The organism is Rouxiella silvae, assembly GCF_002093625.1.
GTDB lineage: Bacteria > Pseudomonadota > Gammaproteobacteria > Enterobacterales > Enterobacteriaceae > Rouxiella > Rouxiella silvae.
This window is the reverse complement of sequence record NZ_MRWD01000030.1, coordinates 36365-61029: the sequence shown is the minus strand read 5'-3', so window position 1 is coordinate 61029 and position 24665 is coordinate 36365. Positions and strand designations below refer to the sequence as shown.

Below are 24665 nucleotides of genomic sequence, written 5' to 3'. Positions count from 1 at the left end.
GAATACTGACTAAAAAATACACCTTATCGTTTATGATTCGTTTATTTTCATTGAAAATTAGTATAGGAATCGTTTAACCGGCAGGTGATACTGTGCACCGACTGTCAACTGCTGAGATTTAATAATGCCAAGCATTTTAATAACAGGCGCCTCCGGCTTTGTTGGTGGTGCCGTTGTCGAACATCTATTGCGCCAACATCAGAAAAACGAATTGAATCTGCTGTTATTAGTACGCGCGCAAACACCTGCCGATGGCTTGCTGAGAATAAGAACCAATTTGGAAAAATTTGGTTTAAATTCGCAACAACTTGATTCAATAAAAGAAGAAAATATTCTTATCGGCGATCTCTCCGAGCCGGATGCCTTTACGCAAGATAATCGCATAGATAATGTTACTCACGTGATTAACTGCGCGGCAATTGCTTCATTTGGAAATAACCCGGCGCTGTGGCGCGTTAACGTTGATGGCTCTTTAGCTTTTGCTCAACGGATGGCAAAAGTAAAAAGCCTTAAGCGCTTTGTACACGTCGGCACGGCGATGGCATCGATGCCGGACAAAGACAGCGTGTTTTATGAAAACATGCCTGACAACGCGCACAACGAGGACTTGGTGCAGTATACTGCCTCCAAGCGAGCGATTGAAAATCTTATCCGTGAGCACTGCCCTGACCTGCCATTTGTGGTAGCACGACCGTCAATTATCGTCGGACATACCCTGTTCGGCTGCCGTCCTTCGAGCAGCATATTTTGGGTATTCCTGATGGCGCTTAAACTGAAAAAGTTCACCTGCCATTTAGACAGCAAAATTGACGTTATTCCGGTAGATTACTGTGCAATGGTGCTGGTTAATTTATGCCTGCGCGATGAAGTAACACATAATTTCTATCATATTTCTTCCGGTGAAGAGATGTGTACGCCTTTTTACGCTATTGACGAGTTTATCGCCAAGGCCAATAACACCTCTGCTATTGTTGACGATTATCAACAAATTAGTTACGAGGAATTCACAGAGAACCGCAAGCAATTTAAAGACGTTCTTGGACCTTGTAACGATAAGATTATTCTTCGCGCCATTAAACTTTATGGCGGCTTTGCAGAATTAAATGTCAAATTTGATAATAAACGTCTGTTAGACATGGGCATTCCACGCCCAATGCCCTTTACCACTTACATTGATAAATGTGTCAGTTCAACGCGCGGGCGTTCTATTCCCGAGCTGATGATGGTCGACTTCAAATAGCATTCTCTGCCCCCTGCTGATTCCAGAAGGGGGCAGTTTTCGCCATCACACGTTGCCGTTGCGGCCAAAAAGCTTAAATCCTTCGCGTTGATTCAATCTTTCATAGTAAGAAAACACGGCAGAAAGCGTCGGACGGGTCATCGGCGTCATCACCCAACGATTGACCGACATGCCAATGACCACATCGGCCAGCGTAAAGCTGTCGCCAAGAATGTAGTCCCCCTTCTCCTGCAACTGCTGTTCAACAATTTCCATCAGCCGGTTCCATTCGCTGATGCTGTTAGCCAACAGGTCTGGGTCGGTATGCTGCGGACTGTGGCGTGCCAAAGACATAAACGCATAGCGCCAAGCGTTGTTTAGGTCACCCAGTTGCCAGTCCATCCACTGTTCTACTTTAGCCCTGCTTTGCGGATCTTCGGGCAGTAAGTCCTGTCGGCCGGCCTTTGCCACTAAATAACGGCAAATAGCGTTGGACTCCCACAGTACAAAATCACCGTCAATAATCACCGGCACCAGTGAATTGGGGTTCAGCGCCTTGAACTCAGGGGTTTGGGTAGAGGTAAAATCGCCGCCGTACTCTTCATGGGTATAGTCTAGCCCTAGCTCGTGACAAGTCCACAGAACCTTGCGGACGTTAATCGAGATAGATTTTCCTAGAATTTTCAACATAATCTGCCTTCTCCATCCGCAAGTATTACTGTTTATTGTTTTTAACAGGGCGAGTAAAAAGGCGCACTGTAGAATTCTGATAGCGTGTGTCTGTCTGAGCGATAAATCCATTTTTATCTGCCAGGCGCAGTGATGGAACATTCTCGGGCGCAATAATGCAGCAGACCGGCCGCTGAAGATTGTCGTCGGCCCACGCCAAAGCTGATTCTGCCGCCTCGCTTGCGTAACCTTTACCGTGAAATTCGGGACTCAGCACCCAGCCCATTTCAGCCATATTGTCCATTGAAGGCTGCATATCGCGTTGATAATCGGCAAAGCCTATTTCACCGACGAAGCGGCCTGAATTCTTATCAACAATCACCCAATAGCCGAACCCCATCAACCTCCAATGGCCGATATACCGTAAAAACCGGCTCCAGCTTGCCTCACGCGTTGAAGGTACTCCGCTGATAAATCGCACCATGTCTGGGTCAGCCCAGAGCGCGGCAATAACATTAAAATCTTCGAAAAGGTGGCCTCTCAGCAGCAACCTCGGCGTTTCTATTTGCGGAGCAGACTGGAACATTTACGTTATCACCCTCGATTATCAGACTTAAATAACCTATCACTGAAAAGCGGGCAATGGCATAACGGAGAGATAATTTTGAGGATTAGCGCAGGGAGGCCTGGCGAACGGTAGAAGGGGAAACGCCGCGCAGAGATTTAAAGCGATTGCTGAAGTGGCTGGTTGAGCTGAATCCGCAGTCCAGTGCGATGGTGGTGATATCAAGCTCTGTGTTGTACAGCAGGCTTTCGGCGCGAATAATGCGCGCATTCATTACGTATTGATGCGGCGCGATGCCCATAGACTGTTTAAACATCCGTGCAAAGTGAAACTCGCTCAGTCCGGCGATTTCGGCCAGTTCCGCCAGTTGCAGCGGCGCGGCAAGCTGACCGTGAATATACTCCTTCACCCGATTTAATACCGACGGCGATAAGCCGCCGCGCACGGTGGGAAGCGCCCACTGGAGCTGCGTATATTGGCGAGCCAAATGTGTCACCAACAGGTTGGTCGCCGAACTCAACATCAGCTGATTGCTGTTTTCCTGCCACTGGCAACTCAGCAAAAAATGACGATAAAGCTGGGTTATTTGCGCGTCTTCTCGAAAAGTGATCTCGTCAACCAACAGGCTTGCAGGACTGCGATCCCAGGTTTGCTCAATCACCTTGCGCAGGTGTTCATCAGTGCAATACATGTGCACAAACGACAGATCGCCGCGCACGTCCCAACTCGACACGTTATGTTTCGGCATCAAACAAAATCGATCGGGGCCTCCGCCGTTTTGCCATCCTGAACGAGTTTTGTGATAACACTCGTATCCGTCGGCGATGTAGAGGCTAAGCGTGTGGTGATCGGGGTCTTCCTGAGTCACGATATCGTGCTTATTCGACCAGGCAGCCAACTGCATGCCCGAGCCTAGATGCACGCTGTCGTGCAATATAGCTTGATGCTTTTTGAGCGTTTCGAACGCCTGATAACGATTAGGCATAGCGTGGCTTCCCAGGGGATGAATAGCGATATTGTAGTGTTTTGGCGGGGTCGAGAGCGAGAAATGACTGCATTTTTGCCCTAAAAAAACCGCAAGATTATGCAAATGACCGCAAGTTGATGAAAGCCCGTGTTTTATCAAACCGCAATAATCAGTCTGGAACTTCTTTCTCTTGGCTGGACAACACTATGAACGCGCTGCTGTATATTTCTGTGATCCTCATTTGGGGCACAACCTGGTTTGCCATCTATCTGCAACAGGGTGTCGTTGCCGTTACCGTATCCATTTTCTATCGTTTTTTACTGGCCTCATTGTTGATGATGGTCACCCTGCTCGTCACCCGGCGCCTGCGCAAACTGGCGCTGAAAGACCACCTGTTTTGCGTCGCACAGGGCTGTTGTGTTTTCGCATTCAATTTTTACTGTTTTTACCATGCGGCAGCTTACATCAGCAGCGGACTGGAATCGGTCATTTTCTCGATGTCGGTATTGTTTAACGCCTTCAACGGCATGCTGTTTTTCCGCCAAAAGCTTTCACCTGCGCTTATCCCAGCCTCTATTCTGGGCCTCGCCGGGATCGTGACGCTGTTCTGGCATGACCTCAGTGCTGCGCATATCGCTCCAGGCCTGCTCAAAGGAATCGGACTCAGCCTGCTGGGTACCTTCGGTTTTTCATTGGGCAATATGATCAGCACCCGCCACAAGCAGCACGGGCTGGACGTAGTGAGTACTAATACTTACGCGATGGGTTACGGCGCGGCGGTAATGGCGCTGCTTAGTCTGTTTCAGGGTGCCTCTTTTGCGGTTGAATTAACGCCGTCTTATTTAGGATCGTTGGTCTATCTGGCCGTATTTGGTTCAGTACTGGGATTTGGGATGTATTTCAGTCTGGTCGGTCGTATTGGCGCCAGTCAGGCGGCCTACAGCACGCTGCTGTTTCCACTGGTAGCGCTTACAGTATCAACCTTCTATGAAGGATATCAATGGCATACCAACGCCGTTATTGGACTTACGCTGATCTTGCTGGGGAACCTGGTGATGTTTTATCGTCCACGCTGGCTTACCGAGTGGAAAAAGCCGCGGCCCGCACTGAGTTAACAGAACCTCAGTGGGTGCGCCGCGAATGCTTGTAATTATTAGGTAAAAAATGACTCACCCTGTCAGAGGGTTGTTTGTAGATATAAGGAGTCTACAAATTCAATCAAATTATCCCGCCGTTCACCCGCAGCGTTTGGCCATTAACCCAAGCGCCGTCAGGACCGGCGAGGAAAGCGACGCTGGCTGCGATATCGTCTGGCTGACCCAACCGCTCAAGCGGCGCAAGTTTGGTGATGTTTTCAATCAGCTGCTGTGATTTTCCGTTGAGGAAAAGTTCGGTCGCCGTCGGGCCAGGTGCCACCACGTTGACGGTGATATTGCGTCCGCGCAGCTCTTTGGTCAACACGCGGCTCATAGCTTCCACTGCCGCCTTGGTCGCGGCATATACGCCGTAAGTTGGCTGATACAGTCCCACTACGCTGGTAGAGAAATTAATCACGCGTCCGCCGTTACGCAGGCGTTTTGCTGCCTCACGCAGGGTGTTAAAGGTGCCTTTGAGATTGGTGTCGATCAGACGGTCAAAGGTTTCGTCATCGGTGTCGGCAATAGTTGAGAGTGTCATGATACCGGCATTATTGACCAGCACGTCAATGCCGCCAAAAGCCTGCTCGGCGCTGTCAAACATCTTGCGTACCGATGCCGCATCGCTCACGTCAGCCTGGGCGCTGACCGCGCGTCCACCGGCCTGCTCAATCTTGCGAACCAGCTCATCGGCTTCGTCGGCGCTACGGGCATAGTTTACGATTACCGTGAAACCGTCTTTTGCCAGACGCTCTACTATCGCGGCGCCAATACCGCGCGAACCGCCGGTAACCAACGCAACTTTTTGTTCTACAGGCTGTGCGTTTGAAGTCGTCATGCTGTGTATCCTTATTAGAGGTGTTCAATTGAGCCACGCTTGCTGGCCGGTGAACAAATAATGCACCTTTGAATCGTTCGGATAATCACCTATTATTCGTTAACACTATCCGGATAAAACGAACAATTGCGGCATAAAAATGGATAAACTCGACAGCATGCGGCTTTTTACGCGCGTGGTAGAGCTACGCAGTTTTACGCGGGCGGCAGAGGATTTAAATTTAAAACGCTCAACGGTGACTGACGCCATCAAGCAGCTAGAGACGCGCCTGAATGTACGACTGCTGCAACGCACGACGCGCCACGTCAGCTCAACGTTGGACGGTGAAGCCTATTACCAACGCTGTCTACGTATTCTGGCCGAGGTTGAAGAAGCTGAAATGGCGTTTGCCGGCGCGAGGCCAAAAGGTTTGCTGCGCATTGACGTTAATTCTGCCATCGCGCGAAACTTCATCTTTCCTGGACTCGAGAGCTTTTTGGTTCGTCACCCTGAAATGACGCTGGCTATCAGTGAAGGCGATCGGCTGGTGGACCTGGTGCGTGAAGGCATTGACTGTGTCATTCGCGCAGGTGAACTTAAAGACAGCGACATGGTGGCCCGCTCGCTGGGGCATTTTCAGGAAGTCACCTGTGCCAGCCCGCATTATGTGAAGAAATTTGGCCTACCGGACACGCTCGACGCGCTGCAACGGCATCATCAGATGGTGGGATTTCACTCTAGCGCCAGCGGAAATATTCTGCCTTTGACCTTTTATGTTGAAGGCGAAGAGCGGATTATTAATTTGCCGACCAGCGTTTCCGTCACGGGTTCAGAAAGTATGAAAGAGGCAGCACGACAAGGATTAGGCATTATCCAAGTGCCACACTATGGCGTGGCTGCTGATTTGGCTCAGGGAACGCTGGTGCCTATTTTGCCGCAGTTTCCCGCCGGTTCCATGCCCGTTTCCCTGCTTTATCCGAGAAATCGCCAGCTTTCGCCGCGCGTCAGGGTCTTTATTGATTGGATGGTGCAGGCATTTTCCATGCATAACGTTTAAAAATGGAGCGCGTCGCCACTCAGTCAGATTGCGTAATCTGGCTAAGTGGGAGTAAGTTATTCAAAGACTCACGGCCTTATCGGCCATCGGCTACGGAGTAAAACATGGCGCCAGCTTTATCAACCGTTTTTCTGCATATCGGCAGCGAAGACACTCAGGTCACTCTCGACGGCACAATACAGCGCTTAACATTGGGTTCACAGCTCACATCATTGGCGTATTTCAGGCACCAGCCTCCTACCCCCGCCGAGATGGAAACCGCCATTATGGTGGTAGAAGATGAGATTGCACGTTTGCGTCATGATATCGCTCCGGGCGCGCGTTTATACAGTGAAGACAATGATATCCGTGCCATCGCACGCCTGGCTGGCGTGGCAGAAAACGAAGAAATGTCTCTTTCCGTTGAGGCCGTCGAACGCACCTTCGACCGATTGGCACTGGTTATCAATGGGCGCCCTGCCAGCTTTGAAGGTATTCCAGACGGTAACGATTTCGCTGCCACCCTGCTGATCCTCAGAGAATTTATGCACCATCTCCAGTTCAACGAAATTGTGATAAAAGGCGCGAAATTTGAGATGCTAAATCAGCCTTCTCGCTAATTAAAATATCTGAAAATAAGCATCGCTCCCGAGGCAAGCAGAATGATATTGAGAAGCTTAAGAAACTGCTCACGTGACATTTTCAACGTGAAGTAACGCCCCAGCGTGATGCCTATCAGCATGCCCGGCAGCAGCGACAGCGCCAGTAGCCATAGATTGACGTCGAGATAGATCCCGGCAAAAGCGAAGATAATCACCCGCGTCAGCGTACTCAGGCCAATCAGTGTGGTTTGAGTAATGCGAAAAGCCTCTTTCTTCTCGATGCGCCCGCTGAGATAAATGGCATAGATAAATCCACCGCTGCCAAACAGCGCGCTGAATATTCCGCCGACCAGTCCAAATGGCACAGATGCCTTGGGCGAAAAAGGACGATGCGGTTTCAGTCCACTAAACGAGTAAAGGGCATACAGGACGACAAACATGCCCAGCGCGAGCAAAAGAATATCGGGACGAGTTTTTAACAGGATCGTTGCACCAACCAGGCTACCGATAATCATCAACGGCACCAGCCTTTTCAACTCTGACCACTGCGCGTTACGCCCATCTCGACTAACGTTGACCAGTGCGGCGCACAAGTCTAACAATGCCAAAACCGGCACAATCTCTTTCAGTGGAATGTAGAGCGCCATCACCGGGCTGGCGATAAGCGCCGAGCCAAAACCCGCGATGCCGAAAATCACGTAAGCCACCAATAACGTGGCAGCGAGCAGCAGATAATTTGCGAACGTGAGTGTGTCGAGCATGGTGTACCGAGTCCTTGGGTTAGCGGCGATTACTGCTAAACGAGATAGTTAAGCTGTTGCAGGCGGCTTCGCGTGCGCTGAATATCTTCCTGTTGAACACCTTCGGTCATTTTGTGCAGCGCATAGTCGCTGATTAAAAATAACCGGCAGTGTTGGTCATAAAGCACGTCGATCACGTTAATAAAACGCTGCTGCACTGCGGGAGAAGAGTTTTCGAGTTTGGGAACACCCTCTATTATCCAGCAGCGGTAATGCTCACACAGACTCAAATAATCCATCACGGCCGTCGGTGCAGCGCATAGCGCTTCGAAGGTAAGGTGAAGAAAATTCTCACTGGCCGACAACACATTAATGTGGCGATGACCCACGCGAAGCGGCAGAGGATCGCTGACCGGCAATAACGGTAGCACGCAGTCGCGACGCTGTGCCTCAGTGCCCGGACAGAGATAAGCCCCTTTGCTAAACGGCGTGAAAGTGTTGCCGCCCAGCGTGCGGTAATCCAAAGTCCCGCCCAGCGCCACCACCTGCATATTCTGCTTAATCAGTTCAATTGAGGAGGCAAAACGTGAATGATAAAGAGGATTCGACAACAGCTGGTCAGGGGGATAGTTCGAGGTGGCGACGAGGATAATTCGCCGCCTTGCAATCAGTTCAAGCAGGCTTTTCACCAGCATCGCGTCACCGACGTCGTGCAGATGCAGCTCATCGAAACACAATAGCTCGCAATGGCCCAACTGCGCGTTTAATGCAGCATCAAGAGTATTTTCACCGGTGTGCGGGCGGTTGATATGGCAGTGCAGTTCACGCAGGAAATCATGGAAATGGACCCGTATTTTATTTTTGACGGGAGCCGCTGAAAAAAAACTGTCGACGATAAAGCTCTTACCGCGCCCGACCGTTCCCCAAACGTAAACACCTGACTTAGGCAACGTCTCTTTTCTAAAAAACTTTTTGGGGGGACTTAACGACCGCTTCATCAGTGCATCAAGACAAGCAATAACCTGTTGCTGGTCAGGATCCAAAACAAACTGGTTCAAGCGGGCTTTATCATCCATAACCTGATGAAAATCAAAAAGGCTGTTCGCCTGTTTCATTTACGGCTCCCTGCATGATGGAAAGTACGTTTTACAGCCACGAACCTGCAATTTTTTAAGATTACGCCAGATATGAGCCCAAAAAAACCCCGCTAAAAGCGGGGTCAGTCGTCGTGAAAATTACCTGTCTTTTAAAGACTCACCAGCAGCCGCTAGGTGGGCAAGGATCAGAACGGGATATCGTCGTCGAAATCCATGGGTGGTTCGTTGCTTTGCGCCGGTGCATTCTGAGCCGGACGAGATTGCTGACCGCCGCTGAACTGATTACCGCCCTGTGGCTGCTGAGGTTGACCCCAACCGCCCTGCTGGCCACCTGAAGCTTGGCCGCCAGAAGGTTGGCCGCCGCCTGCAGGAGCACCGCCGCCCGCACGACCACCCAGCATTTGCATGGTGCCACCGACGTTTACCACGATTTCGGTAGTGTATTTTTCAACACCTGCCTGATCGGTCCACTTGCGCGTTTGCAGTGCGCCTTCAATATAAACCTGAGAGCCTTTACGCAGGTATTCACCTGCAACTTCTGCCAGCTTGCCGAACAGCACAACGCGGTGCCATTCAGTCTTCTCTTTCTGCTCGCCGGTCGCCTTGTCGCGCCAGCTTTCAGAGGTTGCCAGGGTGATATTGGCAACAGCACCGCCGTTAGGCATGTAGCGGACTTCGGGATCCTGACCCAGATTCCCAACCAGAATCACTTTGTTTACGCCTCTGCTGGCCATGTCGACTCTCCTGATGAGTTAATTTTATACAGTATAAACCATGAATTTTAGCATGGGCAGATTCTAGATAATACCTGCAATGCATATCGAGATAATGTTTACGGAGTCGACAAGGTTGCAGACTTCTACTGGATATCCATTCAGGTTTTTTTGTGTCATACTTACTCGTTTCGTACTTTCTGTGCCCAATTTTCTGATTCAGATGCCGTGTCTGGGGCGGATATACCCGAATCAATCGGTAAGCGGGTATGCAATTTCACACACGCATCGCGGACAGTCACCGGCACGGTGAGCTTTCAAGTTATTCCGGGAATGATGAATGGATAAGATAGAAGTTCGGGGCGCACGTACCCATAATCTCAAGAATATCAACCTGATTATTCCGCGCGACAAACTGATTGTTGTCACCGGATTATCCGGATCTGGCAAGTCCTCACTGGCTTTTGACACCCTGTATGCCGAAGGTCAGCGCCGCTACGTTGAGTCGCTTTCAGCCTATGCGCGGCAATTTTTATCCTTGATGGAAAAACCGGACGTCGACCATATTGAAGGGTTGTCACCGGCTATTTCGATTGAGCAAAAATCGACGTCGCACAACCCGCGTTCAACAGTCGGGACGATTACCGAAATTCACGACTACCTGCGCCTGCTGTTTGCTCGCGTGGGCGAACCGCGCTGCGCTGAACACGGCGTTCCGCTGGCCGCGCAAACCGTGAGCCAAATGGTCGACAACGTGCTGGCACAGCCTGAAGGGCAACGCCTGATGCTGCTGGCACCGATCGTCAAGGATCGCAAAGGCGAGCACACCAAAACGCTGGAAAATCTGGCGGCGCAGGGCTACATCCGCGCAAGGATTGATGGCGAAGTGTGCGATCTGTCCGATCCACCGAAGCTGGAGCTACAGAAGAAACACACCATTGAGGTCGTCGTCGATCGCTTTAAAGTGCGCGACGATCTGGCTCAGCGTTTGGCGGAGTCTTTTGAAACCGCGCTGGAGCTTTCCGGCGGAACTGCCGTGGTCGCCGACATGGACGACCCTAAAGCCGACGAAATGCTGTTCTCGGCCAACTTTGCCTGCCCGATTTGCGGCTACAGCATGCGCGAGCTGGAACCGCGTATGTTCTCGTTTAACAATCCGGCCGGTGCCTGCCCAACCTGTGACGGTCTGGGCGTGCAGCAGTTTTTTGACCCTGATCGTGTGATTCAAAATCCGGAGCTTTCGTTGGCCGGTGGCGCGATCCGCGGCTGGGATCGTCGCAACTTCTACTATTTCCAGATGCTGCGTTCGCTGGGTGAGCACTACAAGTTTGACGTCGAAGCGGCTTTCAACGAGCTGAGTGAAGACGTGGTGCACGCCATTCTGCACGGCTCCGACAAGCAGACCATAGAATTCAAATACATCAACGATCGGGGTGATACCTCGGTGCGTCGCCATCCGTTCGAAGGTGTGCTGCACAATATGGAACGTCGCTATAAAGAGACGGAATCCAGTGCGGTACGAGAAGAGTTGGCAAAATACATCAGCAATCGCCCCTGCGCGTCCTGTAAGGGTACGCGCCTGCGCGAAGAAGCACGTAACGTCTTCGTTGAAGAGACCACGCTGCCGGAAATCTCCGATTACAGCATCGGTCACGCGATGGAATTTTTCCTCAGCATGAACCTTACCGGTCAGCGCAAGCAGATTGCCGAGAAGATCTTGAAAGAAATCGGCGATCGGCTGAGATTCCTGGTTAACGTCGGCCTGAACTATCTTTCTCTTTCTCGTTCGGCCGAGACACTGTCGGGCGGTGAAGCCCAGCGTATCCGTCTTGCCAGCCAGATTGGTGCGGGCCTGGTGGGTGTAATGTACGTGCTCGATGAGCCTTCTATAGGTTTGCATCAGCGCGACAACGAACGCCTGCTCGAGACATTGATTCACCTGCGAGACCTCGGCAATACCGTTATCGTGGTTGAGCACGACGAAGACGCCATTCGCGCCGCCGACCATATTATCGATATTGGCCCAGGTGCCGGTGTTCACGGCGGTGAAGTGGTCGCGGAAGGCACGGCAGAAGACATTATGGCTACCGAGAACTCCCTGACCGGACAGTATCTCAGCGGCAAGCGCGAAATTTCTGTGCCTGAAAAGCGGGTTCCGGCCGATGCGGCCAAAGTGTTGAAACTGGTAGGCGCAACGGGTAACAACCTGAAAGACGTGACCCTTACCCTGCCGGTTGGACTATTTACCTGCATCACCGGCGTCTCAGGATCGGGTAAATCGACGCTGATTAATGACACGCTGTTCCCGCTGGCGCAGCGCCAACTTAATGGCGCAACCATTGCGGAAGCCGCGCCTTATCGTGATATTCAAGGCCTCGAGCATTTCGATAAAGTCATCGACATTGACCAGAGCCCGATCGGTCGTACACCGCGCTCAAACCCGGCCACTTATACCGGTATTTTCACACCAGTGCGTGAGCTGTTTGCCGGTGTGCCAGAATCGCGGGCGCGGGGTTATACGCCAGGACGTTTCAGCTTTAACGTGAAAGGCGGTCGCTGCGAAGCCTGTCAGGGCGATGGCGTAATCAAGGTCGAGATGCACTTCTTGCCGGATATCTACGTACCCTGCGACCATTGCAAAGGCAAACGCTATAACCGTGAAACGCTTGAGATTAAGTACAAAGGCAAGAGCATTCACGAAACGTTGGACATGACTATTGAAGAGGCGCGTGAGTTCTTCGATGCTGTTCCGGCATTGGCCCGCAAGCTGCAAACGCTGATTGACGTCGGCCTGTCGTATATTCGTCTCGGCCAGTCGGCCACGACGCTGTCCGGCGGTGAGGCGCAAAGGGTTAAACTGGCGCGTGAGCTGTCGAAACGCGGCACCGGTCAAACGCTGTATATTCTTGATGAGCCGACGACCGGTCTGCACTTCGCGGATATCCAGCAGTTGCTTGAAGTTCTGCATCAGTTGCGTGACCAAGGCAATACCATTGTGGTGATTGAGCACAACCTTGATGTGATCAAAACCGCAGACTGGATTGTGGATTTGGGTCCTGAAGGCGGACACGGCGGCGGTCAAATTTTGGTATCTGGCACGCCGGAAACCGTCGCGGAGTGCAAAGAGTCGCATACCGCACGCTTCCTGAAGCCACTGCTGGAACGCCATACGCAGAAAGCAAAAAAAACCGCCTGATTTAAGCCGGTAACAAAAATAGCGAGTCCTCGGACTCGCTATTTTTTTGCCTGTAACAGGATATGCATCATCATTATCATTCAGGAACGAATTTGCGGAACCTGGCTTAATCTCTCACGCGCAAAGTCCCAAAAAGCGCGAACTTTTAATGGCATACGCTGAATATTTTGCACCACCAGCTGTACGGGAAGCGGCAATGGCTCAAACTCGGGTAACAGGCGCACCAGCGAGCCGTCGGCAATATCATCGGCAACCTGATAAGAGAGTAATCTCGCCACGCCTTTCCCCGTCTTGACGGCCAAGCGACGGGTTTCAACGTCGTTAAACAATAAATGGGGGGCAAGCCGAACGCGCGGCCCCTCTTCGTGCGGGCCAAATCGCCATTCGTTGAAAGCGTCATTACTGCTAAGTACGGTTTGATGGGTATTCAACTCGCTGGGATGACGTAACGCCGGGTAGCGCGCTAAATAGTGCGGGCTGGCCACCAGTACAATACTCACCTCGCCTAGCCGACGGGCAACTTTGGCGGAATCATCGAGATGGCCAATGCGGACAGCAACATCGATGCTTTGGCCAATCATCTCCAGATTGTGGTCGTTGAGTATCAGCTCAATTTGGATTTCGGGATGCAGAGACTGAAACTCCATCACCAGCGGGGCGACGTGCCATCGTCCAAACAGCACCGGCGCAGTGATGCGCAGCAGGCCCTTCAACTGCGTGGCGGCGGTGTCCAGCACAGCATCATCATAGCTGCTCAGCACCAGAGCAGCGCGTTCGGCCAAACGCACGCCGGCCTCGGTCGGTGCCAAACGTCGCGTGGTGCGCTCCACCAGCCGAGCGCCAAAACGTTGTTCAAGAGAGGCAATGGCGCGAGTGACCGCCGGTGCAGAACGCCGTAATTTACGCGCAGCTCCCGACAAGCTGCCCTGATTGAGTACTTCGAGAAAAATAGCCAGCTCATCCAGACGATCCATAAATTATTCCATTTAATGAAATTATCAATTTCAATGTTCTCGGATTTCATTCATCCGTTGCAAGAGTAATCTATTAATTCACGCAATATCTTATAAGGAAGAGAATGATGAACATGTTAAAACTGTATGGCACACCGCTTTCTGGGCACGTCCACCGCGTGGCGCTGCTGCTGAAAATGCTTGAGCTGCCGCACGAATTTATCGAGGCCGGGGCAGAGGTTCGGGCGTCTGCGGCATTTCGGAAATTAAATCCTTGGGGACAAATTCCCGTGCTGGTCGATGGCGATATTGTCATTAGCGACAGCAATGCGATTCTGGTTTATTTGGCCAAAACCTATGCGCCCGACAGTCACTGGTTGCCAAACGAACCGGTTGCAGCCGCGCTGACTCAACAATGGCTGTGTAAAGCGGCCGGTGAGGTTCGCTACGGGCCGGCTTCGGCAAGGCTTATCGCGCAGTTTGGCACTGACGAAGATTATGCCTACGCAACCAAGTTGGCGGGCAAGTTCTTGCCTCATCTTGAGCAACATCTGACCGCGCGTGATTTTTTAGCCACCGATCGCGTCACCCTCGCCGATTTAGCCTGCTATACCTACATTGCTTTGGCCCCGGAAGGCGGTATTTCTCTCGACGCCTTTCCCGCGATCCGCCAGTGGCTAACGCGCATCGAACAGTTGCCGGGCTTTTTCTCAACCCCAGCGCTGCCTTTACCCGTAAAGGCAAAAGTCTGAGGTGACGTGATGGACATCTTCCATGCGGATGAAAAACGCGCGCAGTTAATGGCAGGATTTATGGTCGGCTCGGCGGGTATTTATCCGGCCATGCCACAGCAGCATCGCGATTTTTTTGCCGGATTGCCGTCATTTTTCATTGCCACTTTGGACGCCACCGGCTGGCCGGTGGCCACTGTGCTGAGCGGACCGCCGGGCTTCATCAGTACGGTCGATAATTCACACCTGAGAATTAATGCCCCGCGCCGAGAAGACTGTCCGGCGCTGTCGGCACTGCGCCCCGGTCAAACGCTGGGTGCATTGGGGTTGGACTTTACCAACCGCCGTAGAAATCGCGTCAATGGCGTGATTAGCCGCATGGATAAAAATCGGCTTGAGTTAGCGGTTAACCAAAGCTTCGGCAACTGTCCGAAGTATATTCAGCGGCGAAAAATTTCAGCGCAGGTCAATCATCCTCAGCCAATTGTTTATCTTGATAAACTAGACGCGGAGGAAAGAAATCTTATCCGCTCTGCCGACACCTTTTTCGTGGCCACGCACGCCCATGGGGAATCAATAAACGGCGGCGCGGATATCTCTCATCGCGGTGGAAAGCCCGGCTTTGTAAAAATTGAAGGCGACACGCTGTGGGTGCCCGACTTCTCCGGGAATCGCTACATGAATACGCTGGGCAACATGTTGGCAGAACCCCGCGCGGCGCTGTTGTTCCTCAACTTTGAGAGCGGCGACGTACTGCACGTGCAGGGAGAGACGGAAATACGCTGGCAGGGAGAAACCCAACATCCTCTTGAAGGTGCTGAACGTTTCTGGTGCCTGCACATTAGGCGAGCATGGCGTTTTCAGGCTCTGCTGCCGTGGCGAGGAACAGACATTGAATATTCACCCGCGACGCTTGATACCGGCGTATGGGCTTAACTATTGCTGCTCCTGCGCTTATGGAGGATCACCCGGTAATGTGGTGACGCTTTTCCTCTGGTAAACCGGAAACAACCTGCTGATAAGCCGTGTCGATCAGCGCATAGAACTGGGAATCCGGCAGATTCCCGTCGAGCAGTACGCTGTTCCAATGTGCCTTGTTCAAACAGTCACAGGGCACAATTTCAGGATGCTGATGGCGAAGATTTTCCGCACTTTTATTGCCAACCTTCAATGAAATTGCCGGATGACCTTCTATATCGCGCAGCATGGCAAACATCACACCCGCCACTTTTATCTGACTGGCCTGCCATTGATTTTCAGTGCTTTGATGCGTACCTGGTTTAGACAGACAGTAATCGAGCAGTTGAGCATTGTTCATATTAATCACACTTTCCGTAAGTAAAATGGGAAAGAGAAGTATAGCTGGTTAAAAAACATGCAACTGCAACCCGCTTAACAAAATCTATTCACCGTTCAACGTGACGACAATTCTTCTCGACCCGCCGTGATTGCGATGCTCGCACAAATAAATGCCCTGCCAGGTGCCCAGATTCAGGCGACCGTTAGTGATCGGGATATTCAAAGTGCAGCCCAGCAGGCTGCTTTTCAGGTGCGCGGGCATATCGTCGCTGCCTTCGTAGTCATGCTGATACCAAGGCTCATCCTCTTTTACCGCACGGTTGAAATAGCTCTCAAAATCGAGCCGCACCGTCGGATCGGCGTTTTCGTTAATCGTTAAACCTGCCGAAGTGTGCTGAATAAACACGTTGCACATTCCCACCGAAAGCTGGCGGATCTCCGGCAACAGCTGCAAGACTTCGTCGGTGACCAGATGGAACCCACGCGGCCGCTGTTTAAGTTTAAGCTCTTTTTGAAACCACATAACGCACTCCTTTTTTGATGAAAATCAAAGGAAGTTTCACTTCCTTTAGCAAACTTTTGATTTAACAAGACGGTCGGTCTATATTCATGCAATGACTGTTGAAAACTCAAAACCACGCCGTGGTCGTCCGCTTAAAGCTGGGCGAGAAAACACTGACACCCGCGAAACGCTGATCCGCAGCGGAACCGCCGTGCTGACCGAACAGGGTTTTGCCGCCACCGGCATTGACGCCATACTCAAGCAGGTTGGCGTTCCCAAAGGCTCTTTCTACTACTACTTCGACAGCAAAGAGAGCTTTGGTCAGGCAATTATTGAAAATTATGCCCGCTTCTTCGCGCATAAGCTGGATAAATTCCTGCTTGATGACACCCTCGCTCCTCTTTTGCGTCTCAAGGCCTTCGCTGAAGATGCCGCACGCGGCATGGCGAAATATGACTATACGCGCGGCTGCCTGGTCGGAAATCTCGGGCAGGAAGTCGCCAATCTGCCGGTTAACTTCCGAGAACAGCTCAAAGATATTCTGCACAGCTGGGAACATCGCGTGAGTGAGTGCCTCGCCCTGGCCCAGCGCCACGGCTCGCTATCGCCGCAGGCCGACTGCGACAACTTGGCGACCTACTTTTGGAGCGGATGGGAAGGGGCGGTAATGCGCGCCAAGCTTAATGCCAATGCCACTCCGCTGAATAATTTTATCCGCTACTTTCTGGCCGGTCTCCCCCGCTCGCCTAACGAGAGTTCCCACTCTGGAGTTGATGATGTTTAAAGCAATCGTGATTGATAAAACAGACGACACGTATCAGGCCGCCCTTAAAGAACTGGACGAGAGCCAGCTGCCTGCGGGCGAAGTCCAGGTTGACGTGCATTATTCAACGCTGAACTATAAGGATGGGCTGGCTATTACCGGCAGTGGGCCTATCGTACGCCGCTTTCCGATGGTGCCGGGCATCGACTTTTCCGGTATCGTTTCACACAGCAGTAACCCACAGTTTGCAGTAGGCGATCGCGTGCTGCTTAACGGTTGGGGTTTTGGTGAGAAAGCCTGGGGTGGACTGGCACAAAAAGTCAGTATTGATGCCCAATACCTGACGCCGGTACCGCCGTCTGTGAGCCTGAAGGACAGCATGATTGTCGGCACAGCGGGGTATACCGCAATGCTGGCAATTATCGCGCTGGAAAAAAACGGCCTCACGCCAGACAAAGGTACAGTGCTGGTGACCGGTGCCAACGGTGGCGTCGGCAGCTTTGCCATCGCGCTGCTCTCCCGACTCGGCTATCAGGTTGCCGCCTCAACCGGGCGTTCGGACGAGGCTGAATATCTGACAAAACGCCTGGGTGCCCGTGAAATCATCGACCGCAACACACTTAGTGAACCGGGTAAACCGTTGCAGAAGGAGCTGTGGGCAGCGGCAATAGATTCAGTCGGCAGCCACACGCTGGCCAACGTTTGTGCCAGTATTAAAGAGAGCGGAACCGTTGCGGCCTGCGGGATGGCACAGGGGTTGGACTTTCCCGCCAGCGTCGCCCCGTTCATTCTGCGCAATGTTACGCTGGCAGGCATCAACAGCGTGACGCGTTCATCTGAGGAGCGCAGGGTTGCTTGGTCTCGACTTGCCCAGCTTGTTGACGCCGAGCTGCTTGAGGCCGTCAGTCAGGAAATTACGCTTGATGAAACGATTGATGCCGCCGCGCGGTTAATTAAAGGCGAGATCCGCGGACGTGTCGTGGTTAATCTGAGGGCAGAGTAAGCGCGCAGTGATGAGTACTGAGCAAAAAAAATCGGCGTGAGATTTCGCTCACGCCGAAGGTTATCAGACCGCTTTTAACGATTACTGTACCGCAGCAAACGCCGCAGCAACCTGCTCCACGTTGTGGTGGTTCAGACCGGCCATGCACACGCGACCGCTGGCAATCAGATAGACGCCAAACTCGTCGCGCAGGCGATCAACCTGCGCCACGCTGAAGCCGGTATAGCTAAACATGCCGCGCTGCTGTAGCAAATAGTCAAAATCACGGCCCGGTAACGCTTTCTTCAAGCTGTTAACCAGCGTCTGGCGCATTTCAATTATGCGCGTACGCATAATTTCCACTTCGGCTAACCACTGGGCGTTAAGCTCTGCGTTGTTCAGCACGGTGGCCACCACTTTTGCGCCAAAGTTTGGCGGGCTAGAGTAGTTGCGACGCACGGTTGCTTTTAGCTGGCCGAGTACACGCCCTGCGGCTTCGGCGCTTTCACACACCACCGACAGTCCACCGACGCGCTCACCGTACAGTGAGAAAATTTTGGAGAATGAGTTACTCACCAGCATGTTCACACCGGCAGCGGCCATTGCACGGATGGCGTAAGCATCTTCGTTCATCCCTTCACCAAAGCCCTGATAGGCGATGTCGAGGAACGGGATAAGCTCGCGCTGCTTAACCAGCTCAATCACCTGATCCCACTGGGACGGGGTTAAATCGGAACCGGTCGGATTATGGCAGCAAGGGTGCAGCAGTACGATGCTTTGCGCGGGCAGAGTTTGCAGCGCGTCAATCATACCGGCAAAGTTAACGCCGAGATCCTCAGCATCAAAGTACGGATAAGTGTGCACCTCGAAGCCCGCGCCGGCAAAAATCGCGACGTGGTTGTCCCAGGTTGGGTTACTTACCCATACTTCTGAATTAGGGAAATAGTGTTTAAGGAAGTCGGCGCCCACTTTAAGCGCGCCCGATCCCCCCACGGTCTGAATGGTGGCAATACGCTGCTGTTGCAGCGCAGGATGTTCTGCACCAAAAAGTAGGGTCTGAATGCTGCTGCGATAGGCACTCAAGCCTTCCATCGGCAAATACACTGAAGCAGCCTGAGGCAGGGCATTCAGCTGATTTTCAGCGGCTTCGACAGCGCCAAGCTGAGGAATAATCCCTTTGTCGTCGTAGTACAGACCGATGCTCAGGTTTACCTTTTTCTCTCTTGGATCGTTCTTGAAGCTATCCATCAGCGACAGAATGGGGTCACCGGCATAAGCATCAACATGTTGGAACACGGTATATTTCTCCTAGGATTGTTTCTTGAACCAGCGCCAGAACCCCGTGATACGGGGCGCCGCTGTGTCGAAGCACCGACGTTTGACTGCTTTTTTACTGCTGTATTTTAATACCCCGTAGACTAGCAAATATCGCTCAGGAAGAAACATTTATGTTCAGTTCTTGTTGAGCGTGCCGTCAGACTCGATAGCGCCCAGGGCGGTGGTTCATGGCAATAATCAGGTTGAGCACGAAGGCGCCCAAAATCGACGCAATAAGCATCGGAATACTCACGACAAACAACGACGCCAACACGATGACAAAATCGACGCCCATCTGCAGTTTTCCCGCACGAATGCCGTATTTATCCTGTAGATAGAGCGCAAGGATATTCATGCCGCCCAGACTTGCCTTGTGGCGAAAGAGCACAATAAAGCCCATGCCCATAATCACGTTTCCGAAGAGTACGGCATAAAACGGCTCAAGATGGTCAAAATGAGCAAACAGCGGATGCAGGCTGGTAAAGACTGATACCAACGCCACAGCACTGAAGGTTTTGATGGTGAAGGCCCAGCCCATGCGGCGAATTGCCAGGTAATAAAACGGCAAATTGATGACGAAAAACACCGCACCGAATGAGTAATGCGTCAAGTAGTGCACCAGAAATGCCAGACCCGCGGTGCTGCCGGTCAATGCGCCCGACTGACGCAACATCATTACGCCAAAAGAGACCATCAGGGTACCCATCAGAATGGCCAGCACGTCTTCGACCCAAGTGTGTGAAATACGCGGTTCCGGGATGTTATCGATATTATCCATAGCAGTGTCTGTCGCCCTTAAGTGCTGATCATTTAGAAAATAAAGAAACCGCACAGGCTATCTTGCCCGTTGGGGTCTGCGAATTTTCATAGATAATTAACGACAGGGCCAAAGAAGGCAACCGTTTTTGCACAATTCACGCACTTTAAAATACAAAAACAATCAACTCATGCAAATATTGGCAACGCAGTAGCATTAACACGCATAAAACATTCTTTATATGCACCAAATAAGGGATGCTGCACCATAACAGTTCAATAAAGTCAGGGTATCTGACAGTTAACTTTATTGAATACTAAGCAGGCCATTCTCTTTTATTCGATTCAGAACTACGGAGGTTTTAATATGAGCAACGCTCTTATGAACCGAAAGAATATGGCTTATAAGCGTGCTCAAACCCGCCAAGTCAGCGACGGCAACTTTCAGCAAATAGTCTGCATCCCCCGTGGTTTTATAGGCGTCGATCACGGCATCAACCTCTTCAAGCATCAGATGAAATTCACTCACACTTTCTGGCAAGTGATTGATTAAACGTATTTCTATCAGTCCAATCATGCCTAAACCCAAAGCTTCGGGGGCAAGGCGCGCGTGATAGCCCAGAATCATTTGCTGCTGTTCAAGGCTTATCCTTCTGCGTGAACACTGTGAGGCAGACAGCCCCACGATTTCACTCAGCTCCTGATTGGTCAGCCGCCCGTTAGCCTGCAACAGGGTCAGTATTTTTAAATCATAATCATCAATGCTGTACATGAGTACTCACCTGCCTCTCTATTTTATTTATTAACACACTATCAGTTTTTTAATAGCCAAACCGGTCCTTTATAGCCCGAGAGATGCTTTTCGTGCTCAATGCATCGTTTACTGACTAAAGCCCCCGTGACGCTGAAAAATATGCGAGGTAGGCATTATTAATTAACCACGATATTTCTTATACTTACGCCGCAATTAAAAAATACATCACCGTGACTGTTGTCCTTTTTATTACACAGGTCACCGACAAGGGAAAGTAATGAAAAAACTGCTTGTTTCTCTCGTTCTGCTGGCTGCGGGCACCGCAACGGCTCAGGCAGAGGGCGTCTCTTCACATCTCGACAGGGTTATTCAGAAAGGCTCACTCAACGTTTGTACCACCGGCGATTACAAGCCCTACACTTATTTACGCCCCGACGGCCAATATGAAGGCATTGATGTCTCGATGGCGCAATCATTGGCGGCGAGTTTGGGTGTAAAAGTGGTTTGGGTGAAAACGACTTGGAAGACCATGATGGACGATATGAGTGCTAACAAGTGCGATATCGCGATGGGGGGAATTTCTGTCTCTTTGGCCCGCCAGCAAAAAGCCTGGTTTGCCAATATGTTGACTCAGGATGGCAAAATTCCGTTTGTACGCTGCGAGAACGTGCATAAGTACCAAACGATCGAACAGTTGAACAAACCTGAGGTTCGCCTGATTGAGCCGGTGGGCGGCACCAATGAAGCTTTCGTGCACGCACACTTGCCCAACGCTCACCTGGAGCTTTCACACGATAATCTGGCAATTTTCCAAATGCTGGTCGATAAAAAAGCCGACGTCATGGTTACCGATGCTTCTGAAGCTCTGTTCCAGCAAAAGCATTATCCCAAGCTTTGCGCCGTAAATCCTAAAAAGCCGCTGCAGTATCTTGAGAAGGCTTACCTGCTGCCAAAAGATGATATTAGCTGGAAAATGTATGTCGATCAGTGGCTACATTTAAGTAAAGCAAACGGCGATTATCAGAAAGTTATCGCACAGTGGCTGGGAGCGGCTCACTAAGTTTTGAAGGACTAAGCAGGCCGTCAGGGTGCAGCATGGCTACGCCCTGACGGGGATTATTCGCCGAGATAGAGGCGGGCAACGCGGGACGTTAAGGTGGTGATCAGTTCATAGGCGCTGATGCCAGTCTCACGGGCGATGCGCTCAACCGGCAGGGAAGGTCCCCACAGAATCGCTTCATCACCCACGCAATCCTGTGCATCCGGGCCTAAATCGACAGAAATCATGTCCATAGAGACCCGGCCTACGATCGGCACTTCTCGTCCATTGACCAAAACCGGCGTGCCGCTGGGTGCACTGCGTGGATAACCGTCGCCGTAGCCAATGGCTATCACGCCCAGCCGAGTGTCTCGCGGGCTGGTCCAGATACCGCCATAGCCAACCGGTTCGCCGGCACGATGGTCGCGTACGGCTATCAGGCTCGAGCTTAAGGTCATGGCCGGGCGGCAACCGTACTCGCTGGCTTCGGTTGCGGCCAGCGGAGACACGCCGTACAGAATAATTCCTGGGCGCACTAAATCAAGATGCGAGGCAGGCCAAAGCAGAGTTCCCCCTGACGCGGCGATCGATTTAAGGCCCGGTTTATGCTGCGAAAAATCGTGAAAACACTGCATCTGCTTTAGGGTGTAATCATTTTCCGGCTCATCGGCGCGGCTAAAATGACTCATCATATTCACGGGTTGAACTGCGTTTGTGCACCGGCAGAGTCGCTGGTAAAAAGCCTCGGCCTCATCGGGCGCAACGCCTAACCGGTGCATGCCGGAGTCAAGCTTCATCCACACTTTTAACGGCGCAGTCAATTGAGCGCTTTCAAGCACGTCAAGCTGCTCGACGCTGTGAACCGCCGTTTCCAGACTGTGTTCAACCAGCAGCGGCAAGTCTTCGGCGGCAAAAAATCCCTCAAGCAGCAAAATCGGCTTAAGAATGCCACCCGCGCGCAGCGCCAGCGCCTCCCCCAAACGAGCAACACCATAGCAATCAGCATCTTGCAAACTGTGTGCTGCCTCAAGCAGGCCGTGCCCGTAGGCGTTGGCCTTCACCACTGCTACCACCCGACTTTGCGGAGCAACGTGCCGAATCCGTTGCAGATTATGGCGCAAAGCGCGGCGATCAATCACAGCCGTAGCCGCCTTCATTGATTGTCCTTATGAAGAATTTAATAATGCAGATTCCGGGCACTGCCCGAACACTCGCTGCCAAGTCACTCGCCCTGAAAAGAACTAGTCCTCGTCGTATTGCGGGCCGCCATAATTATCAAATCGCGACCATTGCCCGTTAAACGTCAGGCGTACCGTACCGATTGGACCATTACGCTGCTTACCTAGAATGATTTGCGCGATGCCCTTCTCTTCACTGTTGTCGTGATAAACCTCGTCACGATAAATAAACATGATCAAGTCGGCATCCTGCTCGATTGAACCCGATTCACGCAGGTCGGAGTTGACTGGGCGCTTATCGGCGCGCTGCTCCAGGCTTCGGTTAAGCTGAGAAAGGGCAACAACCGGCACCTGCAGCTCTTTCGCCAGCGCTTTAAGCGAACGGGAAATCTCAGCGATTTCCAGAGTACGGTTATCCGACAGCGAGGGAACGCGCATCAGCTGAAGGTAGTCAATCATGATCATGCTCAGGCCACCGTGCTCACGGAAAATACGCCGGGCACGAGAGCGAACTTCGGTGGGCGTCAGACCTGAAGAGTCATCGATGTACATATTACGTTTTTCAAGCAGGATACCCATAGTGCTCGAAATACGCGCCCAGTCCTCGTCGTCGAGCTGACCGGTACGAATTCGGGTCTGGTCAACGCGCGACAGGGACGCCAGCATACGCATCATCAGCTGATCGCCGGGCATCTCGAGGCTGAAAATCAGCACGGGTTTTTCCTGCATCATGGCGGCGTTTTCGCACAGATTCATGGCGAAGGTGGTTTTACCCATCGAGGGACGTGCGGCAACAATGATTAGATCAGATTTCTGCAAACCGGCCGTTTTCTTGTCTAAATCGCTGTAACCGGTAGAAACGCCGGTTACGCCGTCGTGCGGACGCTGGAACAGCTCTTCAATGCGCGCCACGGTGCTTTCAAGAATGCGGTCAACGCTTTTCGGGCCTTCATCTTTATTGGCGCGGCTTTCGGCAATCTGGAAAACACGTGACTCTGCCAAGTCCAGCAGATCTTCACTGCTGCGGCCCTGCGGATCATAACCGGCGTCGGCGATTTCATTAGCTACCGAGATCATTTCTCGTACCACCGCTCGCTCGCGGACGATATCCGCATAGGCACCGATGTTGGCCGCACTCGGGGTGTTTTTTGATAATTCTGCAAGATAGGCAAAACCACCCACCGAATCCAAATCCCCTTTCTGCTCGAGAGATTCAGACAGCGTAATCAGGTCGATAGGCTTGCTCATCTCCAGCAGGCGCTGCATCTCGGTAAAAATCAAACGATGCGGACGGCTGAAGAAGTCATTGCTTACCACGCGTTCAGCAACGTTATCCCAACGCTCGTTGTCCAGCATCAGTCCACCCAGCACGGACTGCTCGGCTTCTATCGAATGTGGCGGAAGCTTTAACCCTTCCATCTGACGATCGCGGGGTTCGTTCGGTTTATTGGTTGGTTTGTTGTTTCCTGCCATGGGTGAATGCTTTCCTACTATAAATAACTGGCTTGGTACCGTCTGGCTGACGGTCAGAGCGAACGCTAATAACGCGTCAGTATACCCAATTATAATTCCTTGTGATGCCTCATTTCCAAACGGTCTTAACAGCAGCACTTGCCGACTAGGAAAGCCCAATC

25 protein-coding genes are annotated in these 24665 nt (G+C 51.9%); 10 read left to right on the top strand and 15 right to left on the bottom strand.

Going from position 1 to position 24665, the window contains the following annotated elements:
- The first annotated feature begins 124 nt into the window (after positions 1-124).
- Positions 125-1240 carry an SDR family oxidoreductase gene (locus BS639_RS13570; RefSeq protein ID WP_055774217.1) on the top strand — a complete coding sequence of 372 codons (1116 nt, stop codon included), beginning with the start codon at positions 125-127 and terminating at the stop codon, positions 1238-1240.
- A gap of 45 nt (positions 1241-1285) precedes the next feature.
- On the opposite strand, the gene BS639_RS13565 is transcribed toward BS639_RS13570, so the two are convergent.
- The 3 genes from BS639_RS13565 to BS639_RS13555 all read right to left on the bottom strand — a co-directional run bounded on the left by BS639_RS13565 (position 1286) and on the right by BS639_RS13555 (position 3438).
- Positions 1286-1909 (bottom strand): glutathione S-transferase family protein, encoded by a 624-nt coding sequence (locus tag BS639_RS13565; RefSeq protein WP_055774215.1) that lies wholly within the window; start codon positions 1907-1909, stop codon positions 1286-1288.
- A gap of 25 nt (positions 1910-1934) precedes the next feature.
- Positions 1935-2474: a GNAT family N-acetyltransferase gene (locus BS639_RS13560; RefSeq protein ID WP_055774214.1), complete on the bottom strand. Its 540-nt coding sequence runs from the start codon at positions 2472-2474 to the stop codon at positions 1935-1937.
- 85 nt (positions 2475-2559) lie between these two features.
- A complete protein-coding gene (locus BS639_RS13555; protein WP_055774212.1) occupies positions 2560-3438 on the bottom strand; it encodes a helix-turn-helix domain-containing protein in 879 nt (292 codons plus the stop codon).
- Positions 3439-3626: 188 nt separating this feature from the next.
- Between BS639_RS13555 and BS639_RS13550 the strand changes: the two genes are divergently transcribed.
- Positions 3627-4535, top strand: coding sequence for a DMT family transporter (locus tag BS639_RS13550; protein WP_055775247.1), 909 nt, complete (start codon positions 3627-3629; stop codon positions 4533-4535).
- A gap of 103 nt (positions 4536-4638) precedes the next feature.
- Here BS639_RS13550 and BS639_RS13545 read toward each other — a convergent pair whose 3' ends face one another.
- Complete coding sequence (locus BS639_RS13545) at positions 4639-5394, bottom strand: SDR family oxidoreductase (protein ID WP_084983338.1); 756 nt, start codon at positions 5392-5394, stop codon at positions 4639-4641.
- A gap of 139 nt (positions 5395-5533) precedes the next feature.
- Between BS639_RS13545 and BS639_RS13540 the strand changes: the two genes are divergently transcribed.
- Both BS639_RS13540 and BS639_RS13535 read left to right on the top strand, forming a co-directional pair.
- The gene (locus BS639_RS13540; RefSeq protein ID WP_055774207.1) at positions 5534-6430 is read left to right on the top strand and encodes a LysR family transcriptional regulator; all 897 of its coding nucleotides are present in this window, start codon (positions 5534-5536) and stop codon (positions 6428-6430) included.
- A gap of 104 nt (positions 6431-6534) precedes the next feature.
- The gene (locus BS639_RS13535) at positions 6535-7029 is read left to right on the top strand and encodes a hypothetical protein (protein WP_084983337.1); all 495 of its coding nucleotides are present in this window, start codon (positions 6535-6537) and stop codon (positions 7027-7029) included.
- On the opposite strand, the gene BS639_RS13530 is transcribed toward BS639_RS13535, so the two are convergent.
- The 3 genes from BS639_RS13530 to ssb1 form a co-directional block, all read right to left on the bottom strand.
- Positions 7026-7772: a sulfite exporter TauE/SafE family protein gene (locus BS639_RS13530; protein ID WP_055774203.1), complete on the bottom strand. Its 747-nt coding sequence runs from the start codon at positions 7770-7772 to the stop codon at positions 7026-7028. The two genes, BS639_RS13535 and BS639_RS13530, sit on opposite strands and share 4 nt — an antisense overlap.
- Positions 7773-7807: 35 nt before the next feature.
- On the bottom strand, positions 7808-8866 hold the full coding sequence (gene zapE / locus BS639_RS13525; protein WP_084983336.1) for a cell division protein ZapE: 1059 nt from the start codon (positions 8864-8866) through the stop codon (positions 7808-7810).
- Positions 8867-9033: 167 nt separating this feature from the next.
- Positions 9034-9582 carry a single-stranded DNA-binding protein SSB1 gene (gene ssb1, locus BS639_RS13520; RefSeq protein WP_055774185.1) on the bottom strand — a complete coding sequence of 183 codons (549 nt, stop codon included), beginning with the start codon at positions 9580-9582 and terminating at the stop codon, positions 9034-9036.
- Positions 9583-9901: 319 nt separating this feature from the next.
- Between ssb1 and uvrA the strand changes: the two genes are divergently transcribed.
- The gene (uvrA, locus tag BS639_RS13515) at positions 9902-12757 is read left to right on the top strand and encodes an excinuclease ABC subunit UvrA (protein ID WP_084983335.1); all 2856 of its coding nucleotides are present in this window, start codon (positions 9902-9904) and stop codon (positions 12755-12757) included.
- Between the two features lie 80 nt (positions 12758-12837).
- Here uvrA and BS639_RS13510 read toward each other — a convergent pair whose 3' ends face one another.
- Complete coding sequence (locus tag BS639_RS13510) at positions 12838-13731, bottom strand: LysR family transcriptional regulator (protein WP_055774181.1); 894 nt, start codon at positions 13729-13731, stop codon at positions 12838-12840.
- A gap of 107 nt (positions 13732-13838) precedes the next feature.
- On the opposite strand from BS639_RS13510, the gene BS639_RS13505 reads away from it, so the two are divergent.
- Both BS639_RS13505 and BS639_RS13500 read left to right on the top strand, forming a co-directional pair.
- Positions 13839-14462 (top strand): glutathione S-transferase family protein, encoded by a 624-nt coding sequence (locus BS639_RS13505; protein WP_084983334.1) that lies wholly within the window; start codon positions 13839-13841, stop codon positions 14460-14462.
- A 9-nt stretch (positions 14463-14471) separates the two neighbouring features.
- Positions 14472-15377 (top strand): pyridoxamine 5'-phosphate oxidase family protein, encoded by a 906-nt coding sequence (locus BS639_RS13500; protein WP_084983333.1) that lies wholly within the window; start codon positions 14472-14474, stop codon positions 15375-15377.
- A gap of 28 nt (positions 15378-15405) precedes the next feature.
- On the opposite strand, the gene BS639_RS13495 is transcribed toward BS639_RS13500, so the two are convergent.
- On the bottom strand, positions 15406-15759 hold the full coding sequence (locus BS639_RS13495) for an MmcQ/YjbR family DNA-binding protein (RefSeq protein WP_055774175.1): 354 nt from the start codon (positions 15757-15759) through the stop codon (positions 15406-15408).
- An 84-nt stretch (positions 15760-15843) separates the two neighbouring features.
- Positions 15844-16263 (bottom strand): secondary thiamine-phosphate synthase enzyme YjbQ, encoded by a 420-nt coding sequence (locus BS639_RS13490; RefSeq protein ID WP_055774172.1) that lies wholly within the window; start codon positions 16261-16263, stop codon positions 15844-15846.
- Between the two features lie 91 nt (positions 16264-16354).
- Here BS639_RS13490 and acuR point away from each other — a divergent pair, with 91 nt between their 5' ends.
- Together acuR and acuI are read left to right on the top strand one after the other, a co-directional pair.
- Positions 16355-17026, top strand: a complete 672-nt coding sequence (gene acuR, locus BS639_RS13485; RefSeq protein WP_084983332.1) for an acrylate utilization transcriptional regulator AcuR — start codon at positions 16355-16357, stop codon at positions 17024-17026.
- Positions 17019-18008 carry an acrylyl-CoA reductase (NADPH) gene (gene acuI, locus BS639_RS13480; RefSeq protein WP_055774169.1) on the top strand — a complete coding sequence of 330 codons (990 nt, stop codon included), beginning with the start codon at positions 17019-17021 and terminating at the stop codon, positions 18006-18008. The genes acuR and acuI overlap by 8 nt, the downstream gene beginning before the upstream one ends.
- 81 nt (positions 18009-18089) lie before the next feature.
- On the opposite strand, the gene BS639_RS13475 is transcribed toward acuI, so the two are convergent.
- From BS639_RS13475 to BS639_RS13465, 3 genes are all read right to left on the bottom strand, one after another.
- Positions 18090-19283 (bottom strand): amino acid aminotransferase, encoded by a 1194-nt coding sequence (locus tag BS639_RS13475; RefSeq protein ID WP_055774166.1) that lies wholly within the window; start codon positions 19281-19283, stop codon positions 18090-18092.
- 178 nt (positions 19284-19461) lie between these two features.
- Positions 19462-20082 carry a YitT family protein gene (locus BS639_RS13470; RefSeq protein ID WP_084983331.1) on the bottom strand — a complete coding sequence of 207 codons (621 nt, stop codon included), beginning with the start codon at positions 20080-20082 and terminating at the stop codon, positions 19462-19464.
- Positions 20083-20367: 285 nt separating this feature from the next.
- Positions 20368-20832: an Lrp/AsnC family transcriptional regulator gene (locus BS639_RS13465; protein ID WP_055774163.1), complete on the bottom strand. Its 465-nt coding sequence runs from the start codon at positions 20830-20832 to the stop codon at positions 20368-20370.
- Between the two features lie 259 nt (positions 20833-21091).
- Here BS639_RS13465 and BS639_RS13460 point away from each other — a divergent pair, with 259 nt between their 5' ends.
- Positions 21092-21874, top strand: coding sequence for a transporter substrate-binding domain-containing protein (locus BS639_RS13460; protein WP_084983330.1), 783 nt, complete (start codon positions 21092-21094; stop codon positions 21872-21874).
- A 56-nt stretch (positions 21875-21930) separates the two neighbouring features.
- Here the strand turns inward: BS639_RS13460 and alr are convergent, their stop codons facing one another.
- Together alr and dnaB are read right to left on the bottom strand one after the other, a co-directional pair.
- On the bottom strand, positions 21931-23010 hold the full coding sequence (gene alr / locus BS639_RS13455; protein ID WP_084983329.1) for an alanine racemase: 1080 nt from the start codon (positions 23008-23010) through the stop codon (positions 21931-21933).
- A gap of 84 nt (positions 23011-23094) precedes the next feature.
- Complete coding sequence (gene dnaB / locus BS639_RS13450) at positions 23095-24504, bottom strand: replicative DNA helicase (RefSeq protein WP_055774157.1); 1410 nt, start codon at positions 24502-24504, stop codon at positions 23095-23097.
- Positions 24505-24665: the final 161 nt, after the last annotated feature.